This is a genomic window from Pseudomonas sp. H3_E04, assembly GCF_054668915.1.
On the sequence record NZ_CP162797.1, the window covers coordinates 5688664 to 5706706 of the forward strand.

Sequence of the window (18043 nt, forward strand, 5' to 3'; positions counted from 1 at the left end):
AAGCATCATGCAAATAACTGAAAAACACCTTATCGACATCATGCCCAACGCCCGCACACAAGCGGGCGTTTTTGTTTCGCCACTCAACGCCGCCATGGCCAGGCAGCGCATCGATACGCCCAAGCGCATCGCGGCGTTTCTGGCACAGGTCGGTCACGAGTCGGGCCAATTGCGTTACGTGCGCGAATTGGGCAACAACCAATACCTGAGCAAATACGACACCGGCACCCTGGCGCTGCGACTGGGCAATACGCCGGAGGCGGATGGCGACGGGCAAAAGTACCGAGGACGTGGGCTAATACAAATCACCGGTCGCGCCAACTATCGACAATGCAGCCTCGGGTTGTTTGGCGATGAGCGCCTTTTGGCGTTGCCCGAATTGCTCGAGCAACCGCAATGGGCGGCCGAATCGGCGGCGTGGTTCTGGGCGCAGAAGAGCCTGAATGAACTGGCCGACGCGGACCAGTTCAACACCATCACCCGCCGTATCAACGGCGGGTTGAACGGCTTACAGGATCGTCTGGAGATCTGGGCGCGGGCGAGGGCGGTGCTATGCCAATCCCCTGGCGAGTGATTGGCATTGTATGGCTGGCCGCAGGTGCTTTTGCGGCTGCCTGGCAGTTTCAGGAGTGGCGTTACGGGCGGCAACTGGCGGAGCAGTCACGGTTAAACGCTGAAGCCGTCAATCAACAGAACCTCGTCGCCGCCACTGCGCAACAGGCCGAGCAGGATAAACGCCTGGCACTGGAGCAGCGGCTCTCCGCGAGTGAACACACCCATTATCGAGCGCTGAGCGATGCCCAACGTGATCAGGATCGCCTGCGCGATCGCCTTGCTACTGCCGATGTTCGGTTGTCAGTCCTTCTCGACGCCAGCGACGTTGCCCACGGTTGTGCGGTGCCAGCCACCGCCGGTACCGGCGGCGTGGATCCTGCAACCGTACGCGCCCGACTTGACCCGGCGCATGCTCAAAGAATTATCGCCATCACCGACACCGGCGACCGCGGACTGATTGCCTTGCAGGCGTGTCAGGCCTATGTCAGAGCGCTGGCGTCCGAACATTTTGAATGATTCTGTGTATTGAAAGCGCGTCCGGCTCGTGTACGGTGAAGGCATTCCACACGATCCGGAGCTCGCCGTGAAAGAGACCACCCAACTGGCCGCAGAACTGGGCCGACGTCTACAAGTGCTCAATGCCCACGTCACCACCGCCGAGTCTTGCACCGGCGGCGGGATTGCCGAAGCGATCACGCGGATTCCGGGCAGTTCGGCCTGGTTTGAGGCGGGGTACGTGACGTATTCCAATCGGCAGAAGACCCAGCAACTGCATGTTCCGGCCGAGCTGTTCGAGACGGTTGGCGCGGTCAGTCGCGAAGTGGTCGAGGCCATGGCGCGTGGCGCGCGGGACAAGAGCCTGGCGCATTTTGCCGTGGCGGTCAGCGGTGTCGCTGGCCCCGACGGCGGCACGCCGAACAAACCGGTGGGCACAGTGTGGCTGGCCTGGGGTGTGGGCGATGAGGTTTACAGTGAGGTTCAGCACTTCCCCGGCAACCGTGATGAAGTCCGCCGACAAACGGTGAAGGCCGCGCTAGAGGGGCTTGTGCGACTAGCGGCACGAGAAATCGAAAATCAGGGGTAGGCGATCTTCGAGCGCTGTGGAATAATACTGGCTACTTATACAGGTGTTGGCCGTCAGGCCTTATTGATTACGTGAGGACTTTAATGGACGACAACAAGAAGAAAGCCTTGGCTGCGGCCCTGGGTCAGATCGAACGTCAATTCGGCAAGGGTGCCGTAATGCGTATGGGCGATCAGGACCGTCAGGCGATCCCGGCCATCTCTACTGGCTCTCTGGGTCTGGACATCGCACTCGGCATCGGCGGTCTGCCAAAAGGCCGTATCGTTGAAATCTACGGTCCTGAATCCTCCGGTAAAACCACACTGACACTGTCGGTTATCGCCCAGGCGCAGAAAGCCGGCGCGACCTGCGCATTCGTCGACGCCGAACACGCACTCGATCCAGAGTACGCCGGCAAGCTGGGTGTCAACGTTGATGACCTGCTGGTTTCCCAGCCGGACACCGGCGAACAGGCCCTGGAAATCACCGACATGCTGGTGCGCTCCAACGCCGTTGACGTGATCATCGTCGACTCCGTGGCGGCACTGGTACCGAAAGCTGAAATCGAAGGTGAAATGGGCGACATGCACGTCGGCCTGCAAGCACGTCTGATGTCTCAGGCGCTGCGTAAAATCACCGGTAACATCAAGAACGCCAACTGCCTGGTCATCTTCATCAACCAGATCCGTATGAAGATCGGCGTGATGTTCGGTAGCCCGGAAACCACTACCGGTGGTAACGCGCTGAAGTTCTACGCCTCGGTTCGTCTCGACATCCGTCGTACTGGCGCGGTGAAGGAAGGCGACGAAGTAGTCGGCAGCGAAACCCGCGTCAAGGTTGTGAAGAACAAGGTGGCTTCGCCGTTCCGTCAGGCCGAGTTCCAGATTCTTTACGGCAAAGGCATCTACCTCAACGGCGAGATGATCGACCTGGGTGTGCTGCACGGTTTCGTCGAGAAGTCCGGCGCCTGGTATGCCTATGAAGGCACCAAGATCGGTCAGGGCAAGGCCAACTCGGCCAAGTTCCTGGCGGACAACCCGGAAATCGCCACGAAGCTCGAAAAGCAGCTGCGTGACAAGCTGCTGTCGCCAGCCGTGATCGCGGACTCCAAGGCGTCGGCGGTCAAAGAGACCGAAGACGACCTGGCCGACGCTGACCTCTGATTGCAGCGATGACCACCGCCGTACTGGATACCCTCGTCGCGGTGCGGCGAACCGCCATGGACCTGCTCGCACGTCGCGAGCATGGTCGAGTCGAGTTGACGCGCAAGCTGCGTCAGCGTGGCGCCGAGGCGGAGCTGATCGAAACAGCCCTCGACCGTTTGACGGAAGAGGGGCTGCTTTCCGAAGCCCGCTACCTTGAAAGTTTTGTTTCCTACCGCGCCCGTTCCGGCTATGGCCCTCTGCGAATTCGTGAGGAACTCAGTCAGCGGGGTTTGCAACGTACCGATATCGAAATCGCCCTGCGCGAAAGCGGTATCAATTGGCAGGCGCAGCTTCAGGATACGTGGCAACGCAAATTCTCCGGACATTTACCGATTGATGCGAAAGAACGGGCCAAGCAAGGCCGGTTTCTGGCGTATCGAGGGTTCTCGATGGAGATGATCAACCGCTTGTTCAGCGGTCGAGGGATGGACGATTAGACCGATTCAACAAAAAAGGCCCGCTATTTTCTAGAAAATAGCGGGCCTTTTTTTTGCTTTCAAATCACGTTGGAAGGCTCGCGTGAGCGTTGTGCAGTGGGTGGTTTTGAATCGGCCCAGTTTTCCGGCAGGTTGATAAAGTCGACCAACTCCCTCAGACGACCATGGGTACGGCCATTAAAGGCAAACGCCAGCCGTGCCAGATGGCTGAACTGTGCATCGTCGTGTTCTTCACCGCTGTAGGCGTGTTGATGAAACTCGTCGCTCAGGCACAGATCGGCGAACTCCTCTTGCATCCGCGCCAGTGCCTGGTCGCTCAGCTTGTGGTTCATGCGGATCACAAATTGGCGCTTGAGCCAGCGGCTGGAGTGGAAGTTGCTGTAAAACCGATTGATCTCATCCACCGCTTCTTCAACGCTGTAGACCAGTCGCATCAGCTTCATATCGGTCGGCAAAATATAGCGGTTTTCTTCCAGCTGATTGCGGATAAAGTCCAGCGCTCCTTGCCAGAACGTCCCGCCCGGAACATCCAGCAACACCACCGGCACCAATGGGCTTTTGCCGGTCTGAATCAGCGTCAGCACCTCCAGCGCTTCATCAAGGGTGCCAAAACCGCCCGGGCACAGCACAAGAGCGTCAGCCTCTTTGACGAAGAACAGTTTGCGAGTGAAGAAAAAGTGGAAGGGCAACAGCTTGTCAGTACCATCCACCGTGGGGTTGGCATGTTGTTCGAAGGGCAGGGTGATATTGAAGCCCAGGCTGTGATCGCGGCCGGCTCCTTCGTGGGCGGCGGCCATGATGCCGCCGCCGGCTCCGGTGATGACCATCATCTCTGCACGCGTCAGCGCTGCGCCGAGTTCGCGGGCCATCGCGTATAGCGGATGTTCCACTGGCGTACGCGCCGAGCCGAACACGGTGACTTTGCGCCGGCCCTTGAATTGCTCAAGCACGCGGAACGCCTGCTCCAGTTCACGCAGGGCTTGCAGGGTGATCTTGGCATTCCAGCGGTTGTGATCCTCCTGGGCCATGCGCAGCACGGTCAGGATCATGTCGCGGTAGATAGGGATGTTCGGGCTGTCGGTGGAAACACGGTTGAGCAGGGCTTCGAGCTGGCTGATAAGGTCGCCGTTTTCCTGAAAATGACGGCTCAAGAGGTCGTTCGGTTGATAAGGCATTCAACGTCTCCTTCTGTACAGAGCGGGTAGCCCTGACGACCAGCGCCAGGGCCGCACTGCAAAAACACACAGGGCCGGCAGTTCCATTTCTGCCGTTAACGAATGATCGGGAATACTCTCAATCTAGACCCTCGCACGCATTCGCGCTGACTTGAACAGTGCGCTGTAACGTTTTGTCTGGCAACCGCTTACTGATTTGCGCCAAAGCCTCGCCGCTCGTCTGAACGTATCGCAAAGGGCCATCACTCTGATTTACTCAAATACAGACGTCGCAAGACAACCTTGCGTTTGCGCAAGGCGGGAAACTTCAAGGATTCGAGGGTGGCAAGGAGGCGGGATGCATGGTCAGAGTGGTTCTGGAGATCGATACGCAGCTGTATCGGATGTTGCAAGAGTCGGCCAAGACCCATCAGTTGAGTCTCGAGGAGGAGTGCTGCCGACGATTGGCCGGCGGCGAACGTCGCTCGCGCTATCTGCAGGCTCTGGTGGCGGAACTGCGCGCCGAGGATGAACAGCGGCGCGCCAAGGCTTCGCGCTGATTACTTTTTCTTGGCAGGCGCGGCTTTCGGGCAGTCGGATTCCTGATAGCTGGCCGAACCGATCGCTTTGTTGGTTTTCACTTCGGTGAAGTCATAACGCATGATCGCGCCCTTGGCCATCAGCTTGCGGTACGACGGGTTGTTGCACACCGACGCGCCCAACTGGAAATACACAGCCTTAGGATCGGCGCGCATCTTGTCGGCGTGGCTCTTCTGCACGCTCAGATGGTTGATCAACTGCGTGCCCTCGACGGTGTAGCCCTGATCAAGAATGTCTTCATTGATCGCCCGTGGCGTGCCGACGCTGCTTTGGGCGGCGACGTTGCGCAGCTCTCGGTTCAGATTCTGCTCACTCAGGGACGCAGCCTGAGCAGTAAAGGACGACGCCAGCAGAATGGCAGCGGTGGGAACGATAAGGCGCAGCATGAAACTCTCCTGATTCGGTGACTGGTGGTTCGACCCGTCACGGGGCGGTGCGTTCAGTGGCGGCGAATTATAGGGGAGCCGGTCTGGACGGTACAGGCTTGTGGCCGTCGCTCTGGTAAACTGCCGGCCATTATTGCCCTTCCGAGTGTCTTTTGTGCCGAGTTTCCCTGTCTGCCGGTGTTGCCTGCGATGAACCATGCCCCCAACGCCGTGGCCCGCCTGCGCGATCAGCGTGAGGACGAAGGCATCAAGCCGATTCAGGCGCGCGGCTTTCGCTCCGAACGCTGCCGCGATTGTCGAGTGATCATCAGTCATTGCCTGTGCGCGTGGCGGCCAAGCGTCGACACCCGTTCCGGCGTGTGTCTGATCATGACCGGCAAGGAAGTGTTCAAGCCAAGCAACACCGGTTGGCTGATCGCCGACGTGGTGCGCGACAACCATGCGTTCATCTGGTCACGCACCGAGCCCGACTCGCAGATGCTCGCACTGCTCAACGATCCGCAGTGGCAGCCGTATCTGGTGTTTCCGGGTGAGTATGTCGAGCCGTCGCGGGTGACCAACACGGTGACAGTCGATAGCAGCAAGCGCCCGCTGTTCATTCTGCTCGATGCGACGTGGACCGAGGCGCGCAAGATCTTTCGCAAGAGTCCGTATTTCGACCGCTTGCCGATCCTCAGCCTGCTGCCCGACAGACTCTCGCGCTATCGCTTGCGCCGTTCGACTCGCAGCGAGCATTTGTGTACCGCTGAAGTCGCCGCACTGTGCCTGGAACTGGCCGGTGACAGCGTTGCCGCCTCGGCGCTGGACGCCTATTTCGATGTGTTCAGCCAGCATTACCTAGGTGCCAAGCAGCAACTGGACATGAACGAATCGACCCCCGCTCACGCCGAGCTGTTGCCCTATATACGAAAGCCGCAGCCGGAGTTGGCCCAATAGTGGCCCATACTGTCGACAGCGCTGGCCATCTTGCTTGACCACCCCGGCTACGCTGGGCATGCTTGGCGCCGATTAGGGTGCGGCCAAGGTTTGAAACGCCGTGTTTGCTGTTGATTGGCGTTGAACGTGCCCCTGTGGATCGCGCCTCCAAGCGCTGTCTCGAGTTGCTTTGGTCAGAGCGGAATGCACCGCGTCTGCCATCAAAAACAGGATCATTTGAAAAATGGCCACATACGACATCCTGATTGCCGATGATCACCCCCTGTTTCGCAGCGCGCTGCATCAAGCAGTGACGCTGGGCCTTGGCCCGGATGTGCGGCTGGTGGAAGTGGCGAGCATTGCCGAACTGGAAGCTCGCCTGACCGAAAAGGCTGACTGGGATCTGGTCCTGCTGGATCTGAACATGCCCGGCGCCTACGGTTTTTCCGGCTTGGTGCTGCTGCGCGGGCAGTATCCGCAGATTCCGGTGGTGATGGTTTCGGCCCAGGAAGAAGCCTCGGTGATGGTCAAATCCCGCGAGTTCGGCGCCAGCGGCTTCATTCCCAAATCCAGTGACTTGAGCGTGATCCAGGAAGCCGTGCGCAAAGTGCTCGATGGCGACGTGTTCTGGCCGCCGCAAGCCTTCGAAGCGGTGAGCGTGTCGGATGAGGCGAAAGCTGCCAGTGATGGCCTTGCCAGTCTGACGCCGCAGCAGTTCCGTGTGTTGACCATGGTCTGCGAAGGTCTGCTGAACAAGCAGATCGCTTATGAGTTGGGCGTATCGGAAGCGACCATCAAGGCCCATGTCACGGCGATCTTTCGTAAATTGAACGTGCGCACTCGCACACAAGCGGCTTTACTGCTGCAACAACTTGAGTCAATTCCGAGCCAGTGATGGCTGGCAGTTTCACGCTTTTTTGACTTTCGTTGATCTAGCTTCCCCACTCCTTTTTGGCTGGTTTCTTTCTTATGTCACCTTTCAAGGGCCAAACCGGCCTGAAACGCATCCTCAACGCGTCCGGCTACTCGCTCGACGGTCTGCGCGCGGCCTTCACTGGCGAAGCGGCATTCCGCCAATTAGTGCTGCTCAACGTGGTGCTGATTCCGCTGACATTCTTCCTCAATGTCAGCCGTGTCGAGCAGGCGGTGTTGATTGCCGTGTGTTTGCTGGCTCTGATTGTCGAGTTGCTGAATTCGGCGGTGGAAGCGGCCATTGACCGCATCTCGCTGGAATTGCACCCGCTGTCGAAGAACGCCAAGGACATGGGCAGCGCCGCGCAGTTCGTGGCGTTGAGCATGATCGGACTGGTCTGGGCGGTGATTCTGCTTTAAGCGATGGTCGGCAAGACGATCTCGTCGCTGCGCTGCACCCCGGCGGTGAAGGCGCGGCACAGCTCGAGGAATTCGCGCATGGCCGAAGTCTGGTACTTCTGTTTATGCCAGATGAAGTAGAACTGCCGCGCCAGATCCAGGTCCGGCGTCTCCACCGGCACCAGACTGCCCCGGCGGAAGGCATCGCGCAGCGCCAACCGCGAAATGCAGCCAATCCCCAAACCTGATTCCACTGCGCGCTTGATCGCTTCGGTGTGTTCCAGCTCAAGACGGATGTTCAGCGCGCTGCGATGGTGACGCATGGCCTGGTCGAAGGTCAGGCGCGTGCCGGAACCCTGTTCACGCAGAATCCACGCCTCGTGGGTCAGCTCTTCCATGGTCGCGCTGCCGCGTTTGGCCAACGGATGCTGCGGCGCGCAGAACACCACCAGCTCATCCTCGACCCAACTCTGCACTTCGATGTCGGGGTGGCTGCAATCGCCTTCAATCAGACCCAGATCAATTTCGTAATGCGCGACTTGCTGCACGATATTGGCAGTGTTCTGCACGTGCAGCTTGACCTGACTTTCCGGGTGTCGCTGCATGAAGCTGCCGATCAGCAGGGTGGCCAGATAGTTGCCAATGGTCAGCGTCGCCCCCACTGATAAAGAGCCGAAACCGGATTTGCCATTGAGCAGATCTTCGATTTCCTTGGCCTGATCGAGCAGGGCCACGGCTTGCGGCAACAGTTGTTTGCCGAGGGCGTTGAGGCTCAGGCGTTTGCCGGCGCGGTCGAACAGTTGGCAGCTGGACTGACGCTCGAGCTCGGTGATCGAAGTGCTGGCCGCCGACTGCGAGAGGTTGAGCAGACCCGCAGCACGGGATACGCTTTCCTGCTGGGCGACGGCGACGAAGACTTGCAGTTGACGGAGAGTAAATCGCATATCGATATAACCGATAACCCTTATCTTAATAATCCAGTTAACAGATATTGTCGTCGCTATTAGAATGCGATGCAATTGCGCACGTTAAGCCTCATTGAGCCGCGCAGACCAATCTCCAGGAGTCAAACGTACATGAGCAACATGAACCACGAGCGTGTCCTCAGTGTTCATCACTGGAACGACACTCTGTTCAGCTTCAAGTGCACCCGCGATCCGGGCCTGCGCTTCGAGAACGGTCAGTTCGTGATGATCGGCCTGCAACAACCCAACGGCCGCCCGCTTATGCGCGCTTACTCGATCGCCAGCCCGAACTGGGAAGAGCATCTCGAGTTCTTCAGCATCAAGGTGCAGGACGGTCCACTGACCTCCCAGTTGCAGCACTTGAAGGAAGGCGACGAGATCATCATCTCGAAGAAGCCTACCGGCACGCTGGTTCTTGATGACCTGAACCCGGGCAAGCATTTGTACCTGCTGAGCACAGGCACTGGTCTGGCGCCGTTCATGAGCGTCATTCAGGACCCGGAAACCTACGAGCGCTTCGAAAAAGTGATCCTGGTTCACGGTGTGCGTTACGTCAACGAAGTCGCCTACCGCGAGTTCATCACCGAGCACCTGCCGCAGAACGAGTTCTTCGGCGAGGCGCTGCGTGACAAGCTGATCTACTACCCTACGGTGACCCGCGAGCCATTCGAGAATCAGGGTCGTCTGACTGACCTGATGCGCAGCGGCAAGCTGTTCAGCGACATCGGCCTGCCACCGATCAACCCGCAGGACGACCGCGCGATGATCTGCGGCAGCCCGAGCATGCTCGACGAGACCAGCGAAGTGCTCGACAGCTTCGGCCTGAAGATCTCGGCGCGGATGCGCGAGCCGGGTGATTACCTGATCGAGCGTGCGTTCGTCGAAAAATAACCTGCGATACCTGTGGGAGCGAGCCTGCTCGCGAATGCGGTCTGTCATCAACGTTGATGTTGCATGACACGACGCCTTCGCGAGCAGGCTCGCTCCCACAGTTGGTTTTTGGGTGTGACAGTAAAAGCCCGCGTTGCCTGAGAAGGCCGCGCGGGCTTTTTCGTTTGTGGGCTTTATGCCTCGGCCGGGATGACTTCCAGCACGCGGATCTGTTCGGGCGTCGGGTAATGCCAGCGCACGTCCAGATCCCAGAACTGCGCGCCATATTCACGTTCCGGCGCCGGTGTTTGATAGGCCGGACGCGGGTCCTGCGCCAGGCACTGTTCAATCAGTTCAACCAACGGCTCATCGAGGCGCTGAGCGTGGGTGTGCGCTTGTTTCAAGGCTGACTCCGCCCACTGCACGTCGATCAACTGCGGCGCCGCGCTGGCGATGTCATTGGTTGCCCCGGGGATGATGTCGGCGTACGGCACGTAGGGTTTGATATCCAGCACCGGCGTGCCGTCGAGCAGATCGATCCCGGAGATAAACAGCCGATTGGCTTCGAACCTGTCCAGCTTGACTACCGATTGCCCGATGCCGTTCGGCCGGTGCGTGGCGCGGGTGGCGAACACGCCCATCGACTTGTTCCCGCCCAGCCGGGGCGGGCGCACCTTCAGGCGTGGCTTGTCTTCGAGGGCCTGATGGAACAGAAACAACAGCCAGACATGACTGACCTGCTCTAGCCCCTGCACGGCGTCACCTTGGTCGAACGGCGCGACCAGTTCCAGTACGCCACGGGCGGCCGGGGCCAGTTGCGGCTGGCGCGGGATGGCGAACTTCTCCTTGAAGCAGGAGCGCACGAAGCCGATGGGGGAGACGCTGTAAGTCATGGTCTTGGATCGAAGCGGGGTAGGGCGGGCATGATAACCCGGCTCGCTTCAAGTCTGGTGGTGACAGGGCTGGCCTCTTCGCGAGCAGGCTCGCTCCCACAATGAAGCTGCGTCGTGTACGAAATCCCTGTGGGAGCGAGCCTGCTCGCGAAGGCTGCACCGCCGACCTACAGGCTGAAGCCACCATCAAGAGGAATGATATTCCCGGTCATATAAGCCCCCGCCGTACTCGCCAGGCTGATCGCCAGCGCCGCCATCTCTTCCTCACGCCCCCAGCGCTTCATCGGAATCAGCGCGGTATCCTCAGCCAATGCCTGTTCATCATTACCGATATGCTGGGTCATCTTGCTCGGAAATCGCCCTGGCGCAATCACGTTGACGTTGATGTGCTGGCTCACCAGTTCCCGCGCGAGAATGCGCGACAACTGATGCAGGGCGGCCTTGCTCGGCCCATAGGCATACGCCTGCTCGCCAAACGAAGAAATCCCCGCTACCGAACCAATATTGATGATCCGTGCCGGATTCGCCGCTGAACCGGCCTCTCGCAGCAGCGGCAAGAACTGCTGGATGCAACTGAACACTGAGGTCACGTTGAGCTGCATGACCTTTTCCCAGCCCTTGACCGGATAGCTCTCCAGCGGCGCGCCCCACGTGGTGCCGGCGTTGTTCACCAGAATGTCCAGATGAGTGATCTGCTCGCCCAGGCGCGCGGCCAGTTCCTGCACGCCTTCTTCAGTCGCCAGATTTGCCGCCACGCCGTGGCATTTGCCCAAAGCGCTGAGTTCTTCAGCCGTTTGATGGCAGGCTTCGGCATCGCGCGAGCAGACATAGACACGGGCACCAGCCTCGACAAAGGCTTTGGCGATCATTTTGCCGATACCACGAGTGCCGCCAGTCACCAGAGCGGTGCGGCCTTGCAGGGAAAAGTAGGGATGCATGGCGAGTCCTGAAGATTAGGGATCATTACACCCTAGCCGTCAGCCGCGAAAAGCGGAGCCACTATTTTTGCAGGGAATGAGGGGCCATGCGGCCAGCTTCGAGTTGCAAGCCACAAGCGGCAAGTTAAAGCAGGGGCTAACTTGCAGCTTGCAGCTTGCAGCTGCTTTACGCTCTAACGCGCAGCGTGAGCCCTTTGAGAAAGTTACGCAGCAACTGATCGCCACACGGGCGATAGTTGGTGTGGCCGACCTTGCGGAACAGCGCGCTCAGCTCAGGCTTGGACACCGGGAACTCGGCAGCCTTGAGGATCGCGTGCATGTCGTCTTCTTTCAGTTCGAAGGCCACACGCAGTTTTTTCAGGATGATGTTGTTGGTCACCGGCACTTCGATCGGCTGTGGCGGACGGCTTTCGTCCTTGCCACGCTTGAAGATCACCAGGCCGTCGAGGAAGTGCGCGATGACTTCGTCCGGGCAGCGTACGAAGCCTTCTTCGTCTTCTTCTTTCTTGTCGAGCCAGGTGATGACATCGGCGAGCGTGACGTCCATGCCGCCGAGTTTGATGATCTCGACAACTTTCTTGTCGCTGATGTCGAGCATGTAGCGCACGCTGCGCAGTACGTCGTTATGAACCATGTCGGTAATCCTGATGCGTTGTGGGCAGCGCTCGCGGGCGCTGCCGAAATGTGTGGCGGCAGTGGAAGTTCTAGAACTTCTCTTTGCCGGACAGGTAACGCCACTGGCCGAGCGGGACCTTGCCGATCGACACGCCGCCGATGCGGATGCGACGGATGCCGATGACCTTCAGGCCAACCGCTTCGCAGAACTGCGCGATGATTCCCGGCTGCGGGTTTTTCATGGCGAAGCGCAGACGGTTTTCGTTCTGCCAACTGGCCTTGACCGGCGGCAGCTCCTTGCCCTTGTGGGTCAGGCCATGCTGCAGACGGTTGAGGCCGTGGGCAGCCATCTCACCTTCGACTTCGACGATGTATTCCTGCTCGATCTTCGCCGCGTCGGCGGTGAGCTTGCGCAGGATTTTCCAGTCCTGGGTGAATACCAACAGGCCGCTGGCCTTGGGCTGCAGGTCGGCGCTGGCGGTCAGGCGCACGAAATGCCCGCGCAACGGACGTTTGCCGTAGCGATGCTCTTCGCTGAGGGTTTCGGCGCTGAGAGATTGCATGGCGCTGTCGACATCCATGCCGGCGGGCGCGTTGAGCAGGATGGTCACCGGCTCCGGCGCGGTAGCCTTGGCGTCCTTGTCGAGCTCGACCTTTTGCTCGCCAACCTTGAATTGCGGCTCATCGATGACTTCGCCGTCCACGGTGACCCAGCCGCCCTCGATGAACAGCTCGGCCTCCCGGCGGGAGCAACCGACCAGTTCGATGAGGCGTTTGGAGAGGCGAATCGGGTCAGTCATGACAGGGCCGTAACAAAAAAGGGGTGGGCATTGTACCTGTGTGGAAGCGGTTAAGCCCGGTTCCATTTGCAGGCGCTGTATTCAATGTGGGAGCGAGCCTGCTCGCGAAGGCGTCCTGCCAGTCGATGTGTGCAGTGACTGGTACACCGCATTCGCGAGCAGGCTCGCTCCCACAGGGGTTTCATGGTGTGTCAGCCGTTGCTTGAGCGCTGCTGGGACTGCCGCAGTCGCATATGCAGCAGCGGATACGGCTGGCCCATGCCATCGACCTCGGAGCGGCCGATCACTTCAAATCCCTGCTTTTCATAAAAACCCAAGGCTTGCGGGTTCTGCTCATTGACGTCGAGCTCGTCGGCATTGAGCCGTTCGATCGCATAGCGGAGCAACTGCCTGCCCAAGCCTTGACCACGATGATCAGGATCGATGAACAGCATTTCAATCTTGCCCGCCGCCACACCGGCAAACCCGGTAATGCGCTGCTGGCGGTCCTTGGTGCAGATCAGCATGACCGCGTCGAGATAGCGGGTGAGCACCAGATTGCGCAGCAGCTCGATGTAGCTGTCCGGCAGGAACTGATGAGTAGCGCGAACCGAGGCCTCCCAGACCCGGGTCAGTTCTTCGTAATCGCTGATTTTCGGTGTGTGGATGACCGAATGCTGACGCATGTGCGTGTGCCTCTTGTGCGGTTCAAGGGAGTCCGTCCCCCGCTAAACGATAGCCGCAAAAAAGCCCCGCATCGAGCGAGGCTTTTTGAATCGTGCACTGCACCTTGTGGGAGCGAGCCTGCTCGCGAAAGCATTGTGTCAGGCAATATTTACAGCGACTGACCCAGGGCATTCGCGAGCAGGCTCGCTCCCACAGGTATTTTGCGGTGCTTAGATCTGCTCAGCCCACAGATCATATTCGTCAGCATCAGTCACCTTGCACCAGACCTTGTCGCCCGGCTTCAGGTTGCTGCCGTTATCGATAAACACGTTGCCATCGATTTCCGGGGCGTCGAAGAAGCAACGGCCGACCGCACCTTGTTCGTCAACCTCGTCCACCAGCACTTCGATCTCACGACCGATGCGCATTTGCAGGCGTGCCGAGCTGATCGCCTGCTGGTGCGCCATGAAGCGCTCCCAACGATCCTGCTTGACGTCGTCCGGTACCACTTCCAGATCCAGATCATTCGCTGGCGCGCCGTCCACCGGCGAGTACTGGAAGCAGCCGACGCGGTCGAGCTGTGCTTCGGTCAGCCAGTTGAGCAGGTACTGGAAGTCTTCTTCGGTTTCGCCCGGGAAGCCGACGATGAAAGTCGAACGGATGATCAGGTCCGGGCAGATTTCGCGCCAGTTCTTGATCCGCGCCAGGGTCTTGTCTTCGAACGCCGGGCGTTTCATCGACTTCAGCACTTTCGGGCTGGCGTGCTGGAACGGGATATCCAGGTACGGCAGGATCTTGCCGGCGGCCATCAGTGGAATCAGCTCGTCGACGTGCGGGTACGGATAAACGTAGTGCAAGCGGACCCAGACGCCCAAGGTGCTCAAGGCTTCGCAAAGTTCGGTCATGCGGGTTTTCACCGGCGCGCCGTTCCAGAAACCGGTGCGATATTTCACGTCGACGCCGTAGGCGCTGGTGTCTTGCGAGATCACCAACAGCTCTTTGACGCCGGACTTGACCAGGCGCTGGGCTTCGTCGAGCACATCACCGACCGGACGGCTGACCAGTTTGCCGCGCATCGACGGGATGATGCAGAACGAGCAGCTGTGGTTGCAGCCTTCGGAAATCTTCAGGTACGCGTAGTGGCGCGGGGTCAACTTGATGCCTTGCGGCGGCACCAGGTCGATCAGCGGGTTGTGATCCTGACGCGGCGGCACCACTTCGTGCACGGCGTTGACCACTTGCTCGTACTGCTGCGGACCGGTCACGGCGAGCACGCTCGGGTGTACGTCGCGGATGTTGCCTTCTTCCACGCCCATGCAACCGGTGACGATGACCTTGCCGTTTTCCTTGATCGCTTCGCCGATCACTTCCAGCGACTCAGCCTTGGCCGAATCGATGAAGCCGCAGGTGTTGACCACCACGACGTCGGCGTCCTGATAGGTGGACACCACGTCATAGCCTTCCATGCGCAGCTGGGTCAGGATGCGCTCGGAGTCGACCAGTGCTTTCGGGCAACCCAGAGATACAAAGCCAACCTTTGGATTGGCCGGCGCAGGAGTGGTGGACATGTCTAACCTCGGTGTTTTGTGACGTCGCTTGCTTGGTGCGCAAGCCGACGGATGGGCGCTTGGGGCGCGCCTCTGATCAAAAAGTGCGCAATTCTAGCGGCGGGCAACGCACTTGACCAGCTTTATACGGGGAAATACGACGAGTGCTGCGCTATGCTTCGCGCCGTTGAGCTTTACCGATTTCGTGCAGTCAATCATTGGTCTGTAACAACAGGTAAAACAGCGCATGCTGCAATCCAAAGCATAGTGCTTCCTTCAAAGAAGCCGGTATCGAGATCAGGAGTGTTGGATGGGTCAGGCAAGTAGTCATGCGGCGGGCGCCGAGGGTTCGGCAAGCAGACCGCTGAGCATGCTGGTCGCGGCAGTCGGGGTGGTTTATGGCGACATCGGCACGAGCCCGTTGTACACCCTCAAGGAAGTGTTTTCCGGCGGATACGGTGTGCCGGTCAATCACGACGGCGTGCTGGGCATTCTGTCGTTGATCTTCTGGTCGCTGATCTGGGTGGTCTCGATCAAATACATGATGTTCGTCCTGCGCGCCGACAACCAGGGCGAGGGCGGCATCATGGCCCTTACGGCACTGGCAAGGCGGGCAGCGGCAGGGCGCAAGCGCCTACGCACGCTGCTGGTGGTGTGCGGGCTGATCGGCGCGGCGCTGTTCTACGGCGACAGCATGATCACCCCGGCGATTTCGGTGCTGTCGGCGATCGAAGGCCTGGGTCTGGCGTTTGATGGCATCGATCACTGGGTGGTGCCGTTGTCGCTGGTGGTGCTGGTCGCGCTGTTTCTGATTCAGCGCCACGGTACCGCGCGGATCGGCATTCTGTTCGGGCCGATCATGGTCACCTGGTTCCTGGTCCTCGGCGCCCTCGGTGTGTACGGCATCAGCCACACGCCGGAAGTGCTGCACGCGCTGAACCCGATGTGGGCGGTGAATTTTTTCGTCGTGCACCCGGGCATGGGCGTAGCGATCCTCGGCGCCGTAGTGCTGGCGCTGACCGGCGCGGAAGCGCTGTATGCCGATATGGGCCACTTCGGCCGCAAGCCCATCGCCCGCGCCTGGTTTCTGCTGGTGCTGCCGGCGCTGGTGCTCAACTACTTCGGCCAGGGCGCATTGCTGCTCGATAACCCTGACGCCGCGCGCAACCCGTTCTACCTGCTGGCACCAAGCTGGGCGCTGATTCCGCTGGTCGGTCTGTCGACCCTGGCCACGGTGATCGCCTCGCAAGCGGTGATTTCCGGCGCGTTCTCCCTGACCCGTCAGGCGATCCAGCTCGGCTACATTCCGCGCATGTACATCCAGCACACCTCCAGCGACGAGCAGGGCCAGATCTACATCGGCGCGGTGAACTGGGCGCTGATGGTCGGCGTCGTCTTGCTGGTGATCGGCTTCGAATCCTCCGGCGCACTGGCTTCGGCCTACGGCGTGGCGGTGACCGGCACCATGCTGATGACCACCATTCTGGTGTCGGCGGTCATGCTGCTGCTGTGGAAATGGCCACCGATCCTCGCGGTGCCGGTGCTGCTGGGCTTCCTGCTGGTGGACGGTCTGTACTTCGCCGCCAACGTGCCAAAGATCGTTCAAGGCGGCGCGTTCCCGGTGATCGCCGGTATCGCCCTGTTCGTGCTGATGACCACCTGGAAGCGCGGTAAACAACTGCTGGTCGAACGCCTCGACGAAGGCGCGTTGCCGCTGCCGATCTTCATCAGCAGCATCCGCGTGCAACCGCCGCATCGGGTGCAAGGCACCGCGGTGTTCCTCACCGCACGCTCCGACGCCGTACCGCACGCGTTGTTGCACAACCTGCTGCACAACCAGGTGCTGCATGAGCAAGTGGTGTTGCTGACCGTGGTCTACGAAGACATCCCGCGCGTACCGCCATCGCGACGCTTCGAAGTGGAAGCGCATGGGGAGGGCTTCTTCCGGGTGATCCTGCACTTTGGCTTCACTGACGAGCCGGACGTGCCGCAGGCGCTGAAGCTGTGTCATCTCGATGATCTGGATTTCAGCCCGATGCGCACCACCTACTTCCTCAGCCGCGAAACGGTGATTGCTTCGAAGCTGGAAGGCATGGCGCGTTGGCGTGAGGCGCTGTTTGCGTTCATGTTGAAGAATGCCAATGGGAACTTGCGGTTCTTTAATTTGCCGCTGAACCGGGTGATTGAGTTGGGGACGCAGGTGGAGATGTAAGCCTGACCTCAAATGAAAGCCCCCGTCAGCCTTGTGGCTGGCGGGGGCTTTTTCGTGTCTGCTCATACACTTTCAATCCACCGAAAATCCCCTGTGGGAGCGAGCCTGCTCGCGAAGGCTTAGTGTCAGTCGAAGCATGTGGTGGCTGAACCACCGCATTCGCGAGCAGGCTCGCTCCCACAAGGTATTGGGTTGAATCAAGAGGTGCGCTCAGACAGATCAGCTTCAGACTCGGTCTTCGTACGCGCAGGTCGTGGGATCAGCGCTTGGATCACATCATCAATCAAGGCCTTGCCCATCACCGTCAGGTAATGCGCAGCCCAGGCATGGCGGTCGGTGTCTCTGATGAAGGCGGCGTCTTCTGCGAAGGATTTGGCGAGGTATAGCAGGTCGGAGGATTGGGACAAGGCATCGATGATCGGGATGCCGGAGCGGACGTTGAAGAACGCTTGATCCGAGTTGTAGAGGAAAGGGGTGAAGCCGATGGTTTTAAGGTCTGAAGGCGTTGACGGAATTTCTTTGCTCATTGTTTTGCTCCCTAAAACGAGGAGCTGCCGCATTCGTTACCACACGAATGGGTGGCAGCTGTACGCGGGGTGGTAAACCGGGAGAGCAAAGAAACCGGCAGACCCGAAGGTCTCCCACGTACAGCTGCCATGACAGTGAATTACAGGCGTGAAAGAACGCCTGATGTCGTGATGGAGGCACTGTTGCACTTTGCCTAACCGGGTTACCACACCCGATCGCTGAATGGGTCAGCGACGTCCGCAGAGTATCCCGTCGAAAAACAGCGCAATAGAGCGGCACAGCGCCCCAACAAGAGTTTCGGAGTTTGCCTACAAGGTCTGTGGGCGTCATCTGATATTGCGAGACTGGACGTAAACGAAACTAAACGTTGCTGGCGATTTTGTGGGTATTTGTTCGGTAGATGA

General features: G+C 59.5%; 21 protein-coding genes. 11 read left to right on the forward strand and 10 right to left on the reverse strand.

All coding sequences use genetic code 11. The annotated features are described in order from the left end of the window. Positions 1-7 precede the first annotated feature (7 nt). The 5 genes from AB4N53_RS25510 to recX all read left to right on the forward strand — a co-directional run bounded on the left by AB4N53_RS25510 (position 8) and on the right by recX (position 3260). Complete coding sequence (locus AB4N53_RS25510) at positions 8-574, forward strand: glycoside hydrolase family 19 protein (RefSeq protein WP_460124553.1); 567 nt, start codon at positions 8-10, stop codon at positions 572-574. Beyond that, a complete protein-coding gene (locus AB4N53_RS25515; protein ID WP_460124556.1) occupies positions 553-1071 on the forward strand; it encodes a lysis protein in 519 nt (172 codons plus the stop codon). The genes AB4N53_RS25510 and AB4N53_RS25515 overlap by 22 nt, the downstream gene beginning before the upstream one ends. Positions 1072-1138: 67 nt before the next feature. Then, positions 1139-1639 carry a CinA family protein gene (locus tag AB4N53_RS25520; RefSeq protein ID WP_460124559.1) on the forward strand — a complete coding sequence of 167 codons (501 nt, stop codon included), beginning with the start codon at positions 1139-1141 and terminating at the stop codon, positions 1637-1639. Between the two features lie 83 nt (positions 1640-1722). After that, positions 1723-2781 (forward strand): recombinase RecA, encoded by a 1059-nt coding sequence (gene recA, locus AB4N53_RS25525; RefSeq protein WP_460124562.1) that lies wholly within the window; start codon positions 1723-1725, stop codon positions 2779-2781. An 8-nt stretch (positions 2782-2789) separates the two neighbouring features. Next, positions 2790-3260 (forward strand): recombination regulator RecX, encoded by a 471-nt coding sequence (gene recX, locus AB4N53_RS25530; RefSeq protein ID WP_024011877.1) that lies wholly within the window; start codon positions 2790-2792, stop codon positions 3258-3260. Between the two features lie 59 nt (positions 3261-3319). On the opposite strand, the gene AB4N53_RS25535 is transcribed toward recX, so the two are convergent. Beyond that, positions 3320-4435, reverse strand: a complete 1116-nt coding sequence (locus AB4N53_RS25535; protein WP_460124565.1) for an LOG family protein — start codon at positions 4433-4435, stop codon at positions 3320-3322. Positions 4436-4776: 341 nt separating this feature from the next. On the opposite strand from AB4N53_RS25535, the gene AB4N53_RS25540 reads away from it, so the two are divergent. Then, the gene (locus tag AB4N53_RS25540; protein ID WP_460124568.1) at positions 4777-4974 is read left to right on the forward strand and encodes a hypothetical protein; all 198 of its coding nucleotides are present in this window, start codon (positions 4777-4779) and stop codon (positions 4972-4974) included. Here the strand turns inward: AB4N53_RS25540 and AB4N53_RS25545 are convergent, their stop codons facing one another. Beyond that, complete coding sequence (locus AB4N53_RS25545; protein WP_007908738.1) at positions 4975-5400, reverse strand: PA3611 family quorum-sensing-regulated virulence factor; 426 nt, start codon at positions 5398-5400, stop codon at positions 4975-4977. A 189-nt stretch (positions 5401-5589) separates the two neighbouring features. On the opposite strand from AB4N53_RS25545, the gene AB4N53_RS25550 reads away from it, so the two are divergent. The 3 genes from AB4N53_RS25550 to AB4N53_RS25560 all read left to right on the forward strand — a co-directional run bounded on the left by AB4N53_RS25550 (position 5590) and on the right by AB4N53_RS25560 (position 7647). Further along, complete coding sequence (locus AB4N53_RS25550; protein ID WP_460124571.1) at positions 5590-6336, forward strand: tRNA-uridine aminocarboxypropyltransferase; 747 nt, start codon at positions 5590-5592, stop codon at positions 6334-6336. A gap of 223 nt (positions 6337-6559) precedes the next feature. Next, positions 6560-7210, forward strand: a complete 651-nt coding sequence (gene erdR, locus AB4N53_RS25555; RefSeq protein WP_460124574.1) for a response regulator transcription factor ErdR — start codon at positions 6560-6562, stop codon at positions 7208-7210. Between the two features lie 74 nt (positions 7211-7284). Continuing rightward, positions 7285-7647, forward strand: coding sequence for a diacylglycerol kinase (locus AB4N53_RS25560; RefSeq protein ID WP_016771411.1), 363 nt, complete (start codon positions 7285-7287; stop codon positions 7645-7647). On the opposite strand, the gene AB4N53_RS25565 is transcribed toward AB4N53_RS25560, so the two are convergent. Further along, positions 7644-8570 carry a LysR family transcriptional regulator gene (locus tag AB4N53_RS25565; protein WP_024011881.1) on the reverse strand — a complete coding sequence of 309 codons (927 nt, stop codon included), beginning with the start codon at positions 8568-8570 and terminating at the stop codon, positions 7644-7646. The genes AB4N53_RS25560 and AB4N53_RS25565 overlap by 4 nt on opposite strands. Positions 8571-8702: 132 nt before the next feature. On the opposite strand from AB4N53_RS25565, the gene fpr reads away from it, so the two are divergent. Then, on the forward strand, positions 8703-9482 hold the full coding sequence (gene fpr / locus AB4N53_RS25570) for a ferredoxin-NADP reductase (protein WP_007908723.1): 780 nt from the start codon (positions 8703-8705) through the stop codon (positions 9480-9482). Between the two features lie 173 nt (positions 9483-9655). Here the strand turns inward: fpr and tsaA are convergent, their stop codons facing one another. The 6 genes from tsaA to rimO all read right to left on the reverse strand — a co-directional run bounded on the left by tsaA (position 9656) and on the right by rimO (position 14920). Beyond that, positions 9656-10354 carry a tRNA (N6-threonylcarbamoyladenosine(37)-N6)-methyltransferase TrmO gene (gene tsaA / locus AB4N53_RS25575; protein ID WP_460124577.1) on the reverse strand — a complete coding sequence of 233 codons (699 nt, stop codon included), beginning with the start codon at positions 10352-10354 and terminating at the stop codon, positions 9656-9658. A 167-nt stretch (positions 10355-10521) separates the two neighbouring features. Then, complete coding sequence (locus tag AB4N53_RS25580; RefSeq protein ID WP_460124580.1) at positions 10522-11292, reverse strand: SDR family oxidoreductase; 771 nt, start codon at positions 11290-11292, stop codon at positions 10522-10524. A 166-nt stretch (positions 11293-11458) separates the two neighbouring features. Beyond that, positions 11459-11926 (reverse strand): YehS family protein, encoded by a 468-nt coding sequence (locus AB4N53_RS25585; protein WP_016771408.1) that lies wholly within the window; start codon positions 11924-11926, stop codon positions 11459-11461. A gap of 70 nt (positions 11927-11996) precedes the next feature. Continuing rightward, a complete protein-coding gene (locus AB4N53_RS25590; RefSeq protein WP_460124584.1) occupies positions 11997-12707 on the reverse strand; it encodes an rRNA pseudouridine synthase in 711 nt (236 codons plus the stop codon). Between the two features lie 191 nt (positions 12708-12898). After that, positions 12899-13372, reverse strand: a complete 474-nt coding sequence (locus tag AB4N53_RS25595) for a GNAT family N-acetyltransferase (protein ID WP_460124587.1) — start codon at positions 13370-13372, stop codon at positions 12899-12901. A gap of 210 nt (positions 13373-13582) precedes the next feature. Further along, positions 13583-14920: a 30S ribosomal protein S12 methylthiotransferase RimO gene (gene rimO / locus AB4N53_RS25600; RefSeq protein WP_024011887.1), complete on the reverse strand. Its 1338-nt coding sequence runs from the start codon at positions 14918-14920 to the stop codon at positions 13583-13585. Between the two features lie 349 nt (positions 14921-15269). Here rimO and AB4N53_RS25605 point away from each other — a divergent pair, with 349 nt between their 5' ends. After that, positions 15270-17111, forward strand: coding sequence for a potassium transporter Kup (locus AB4N53_RS25605; RefSeq protein WP_372339860.1), 1842 nt, complete (start codon positions 15270-15272; stop codon positions 17109-17111). Positions 17112-17308: 197 nt separating this feature from the next. Here the strand turns inward: AB4N53_RS25605 and AB4N53_RS25610 are convergent, their stop codons facing one another. After that, entirely contained in the window at positions 17309-17638 is a 330-nt protein-coding gene (locus tag AB4N53_RS25610; protein ID WP_460124590.1) for a DUF3077 domain-containing protein, read from the reverse strand. Positions 17639-18043: the final 405 nt, after the last annotated feature.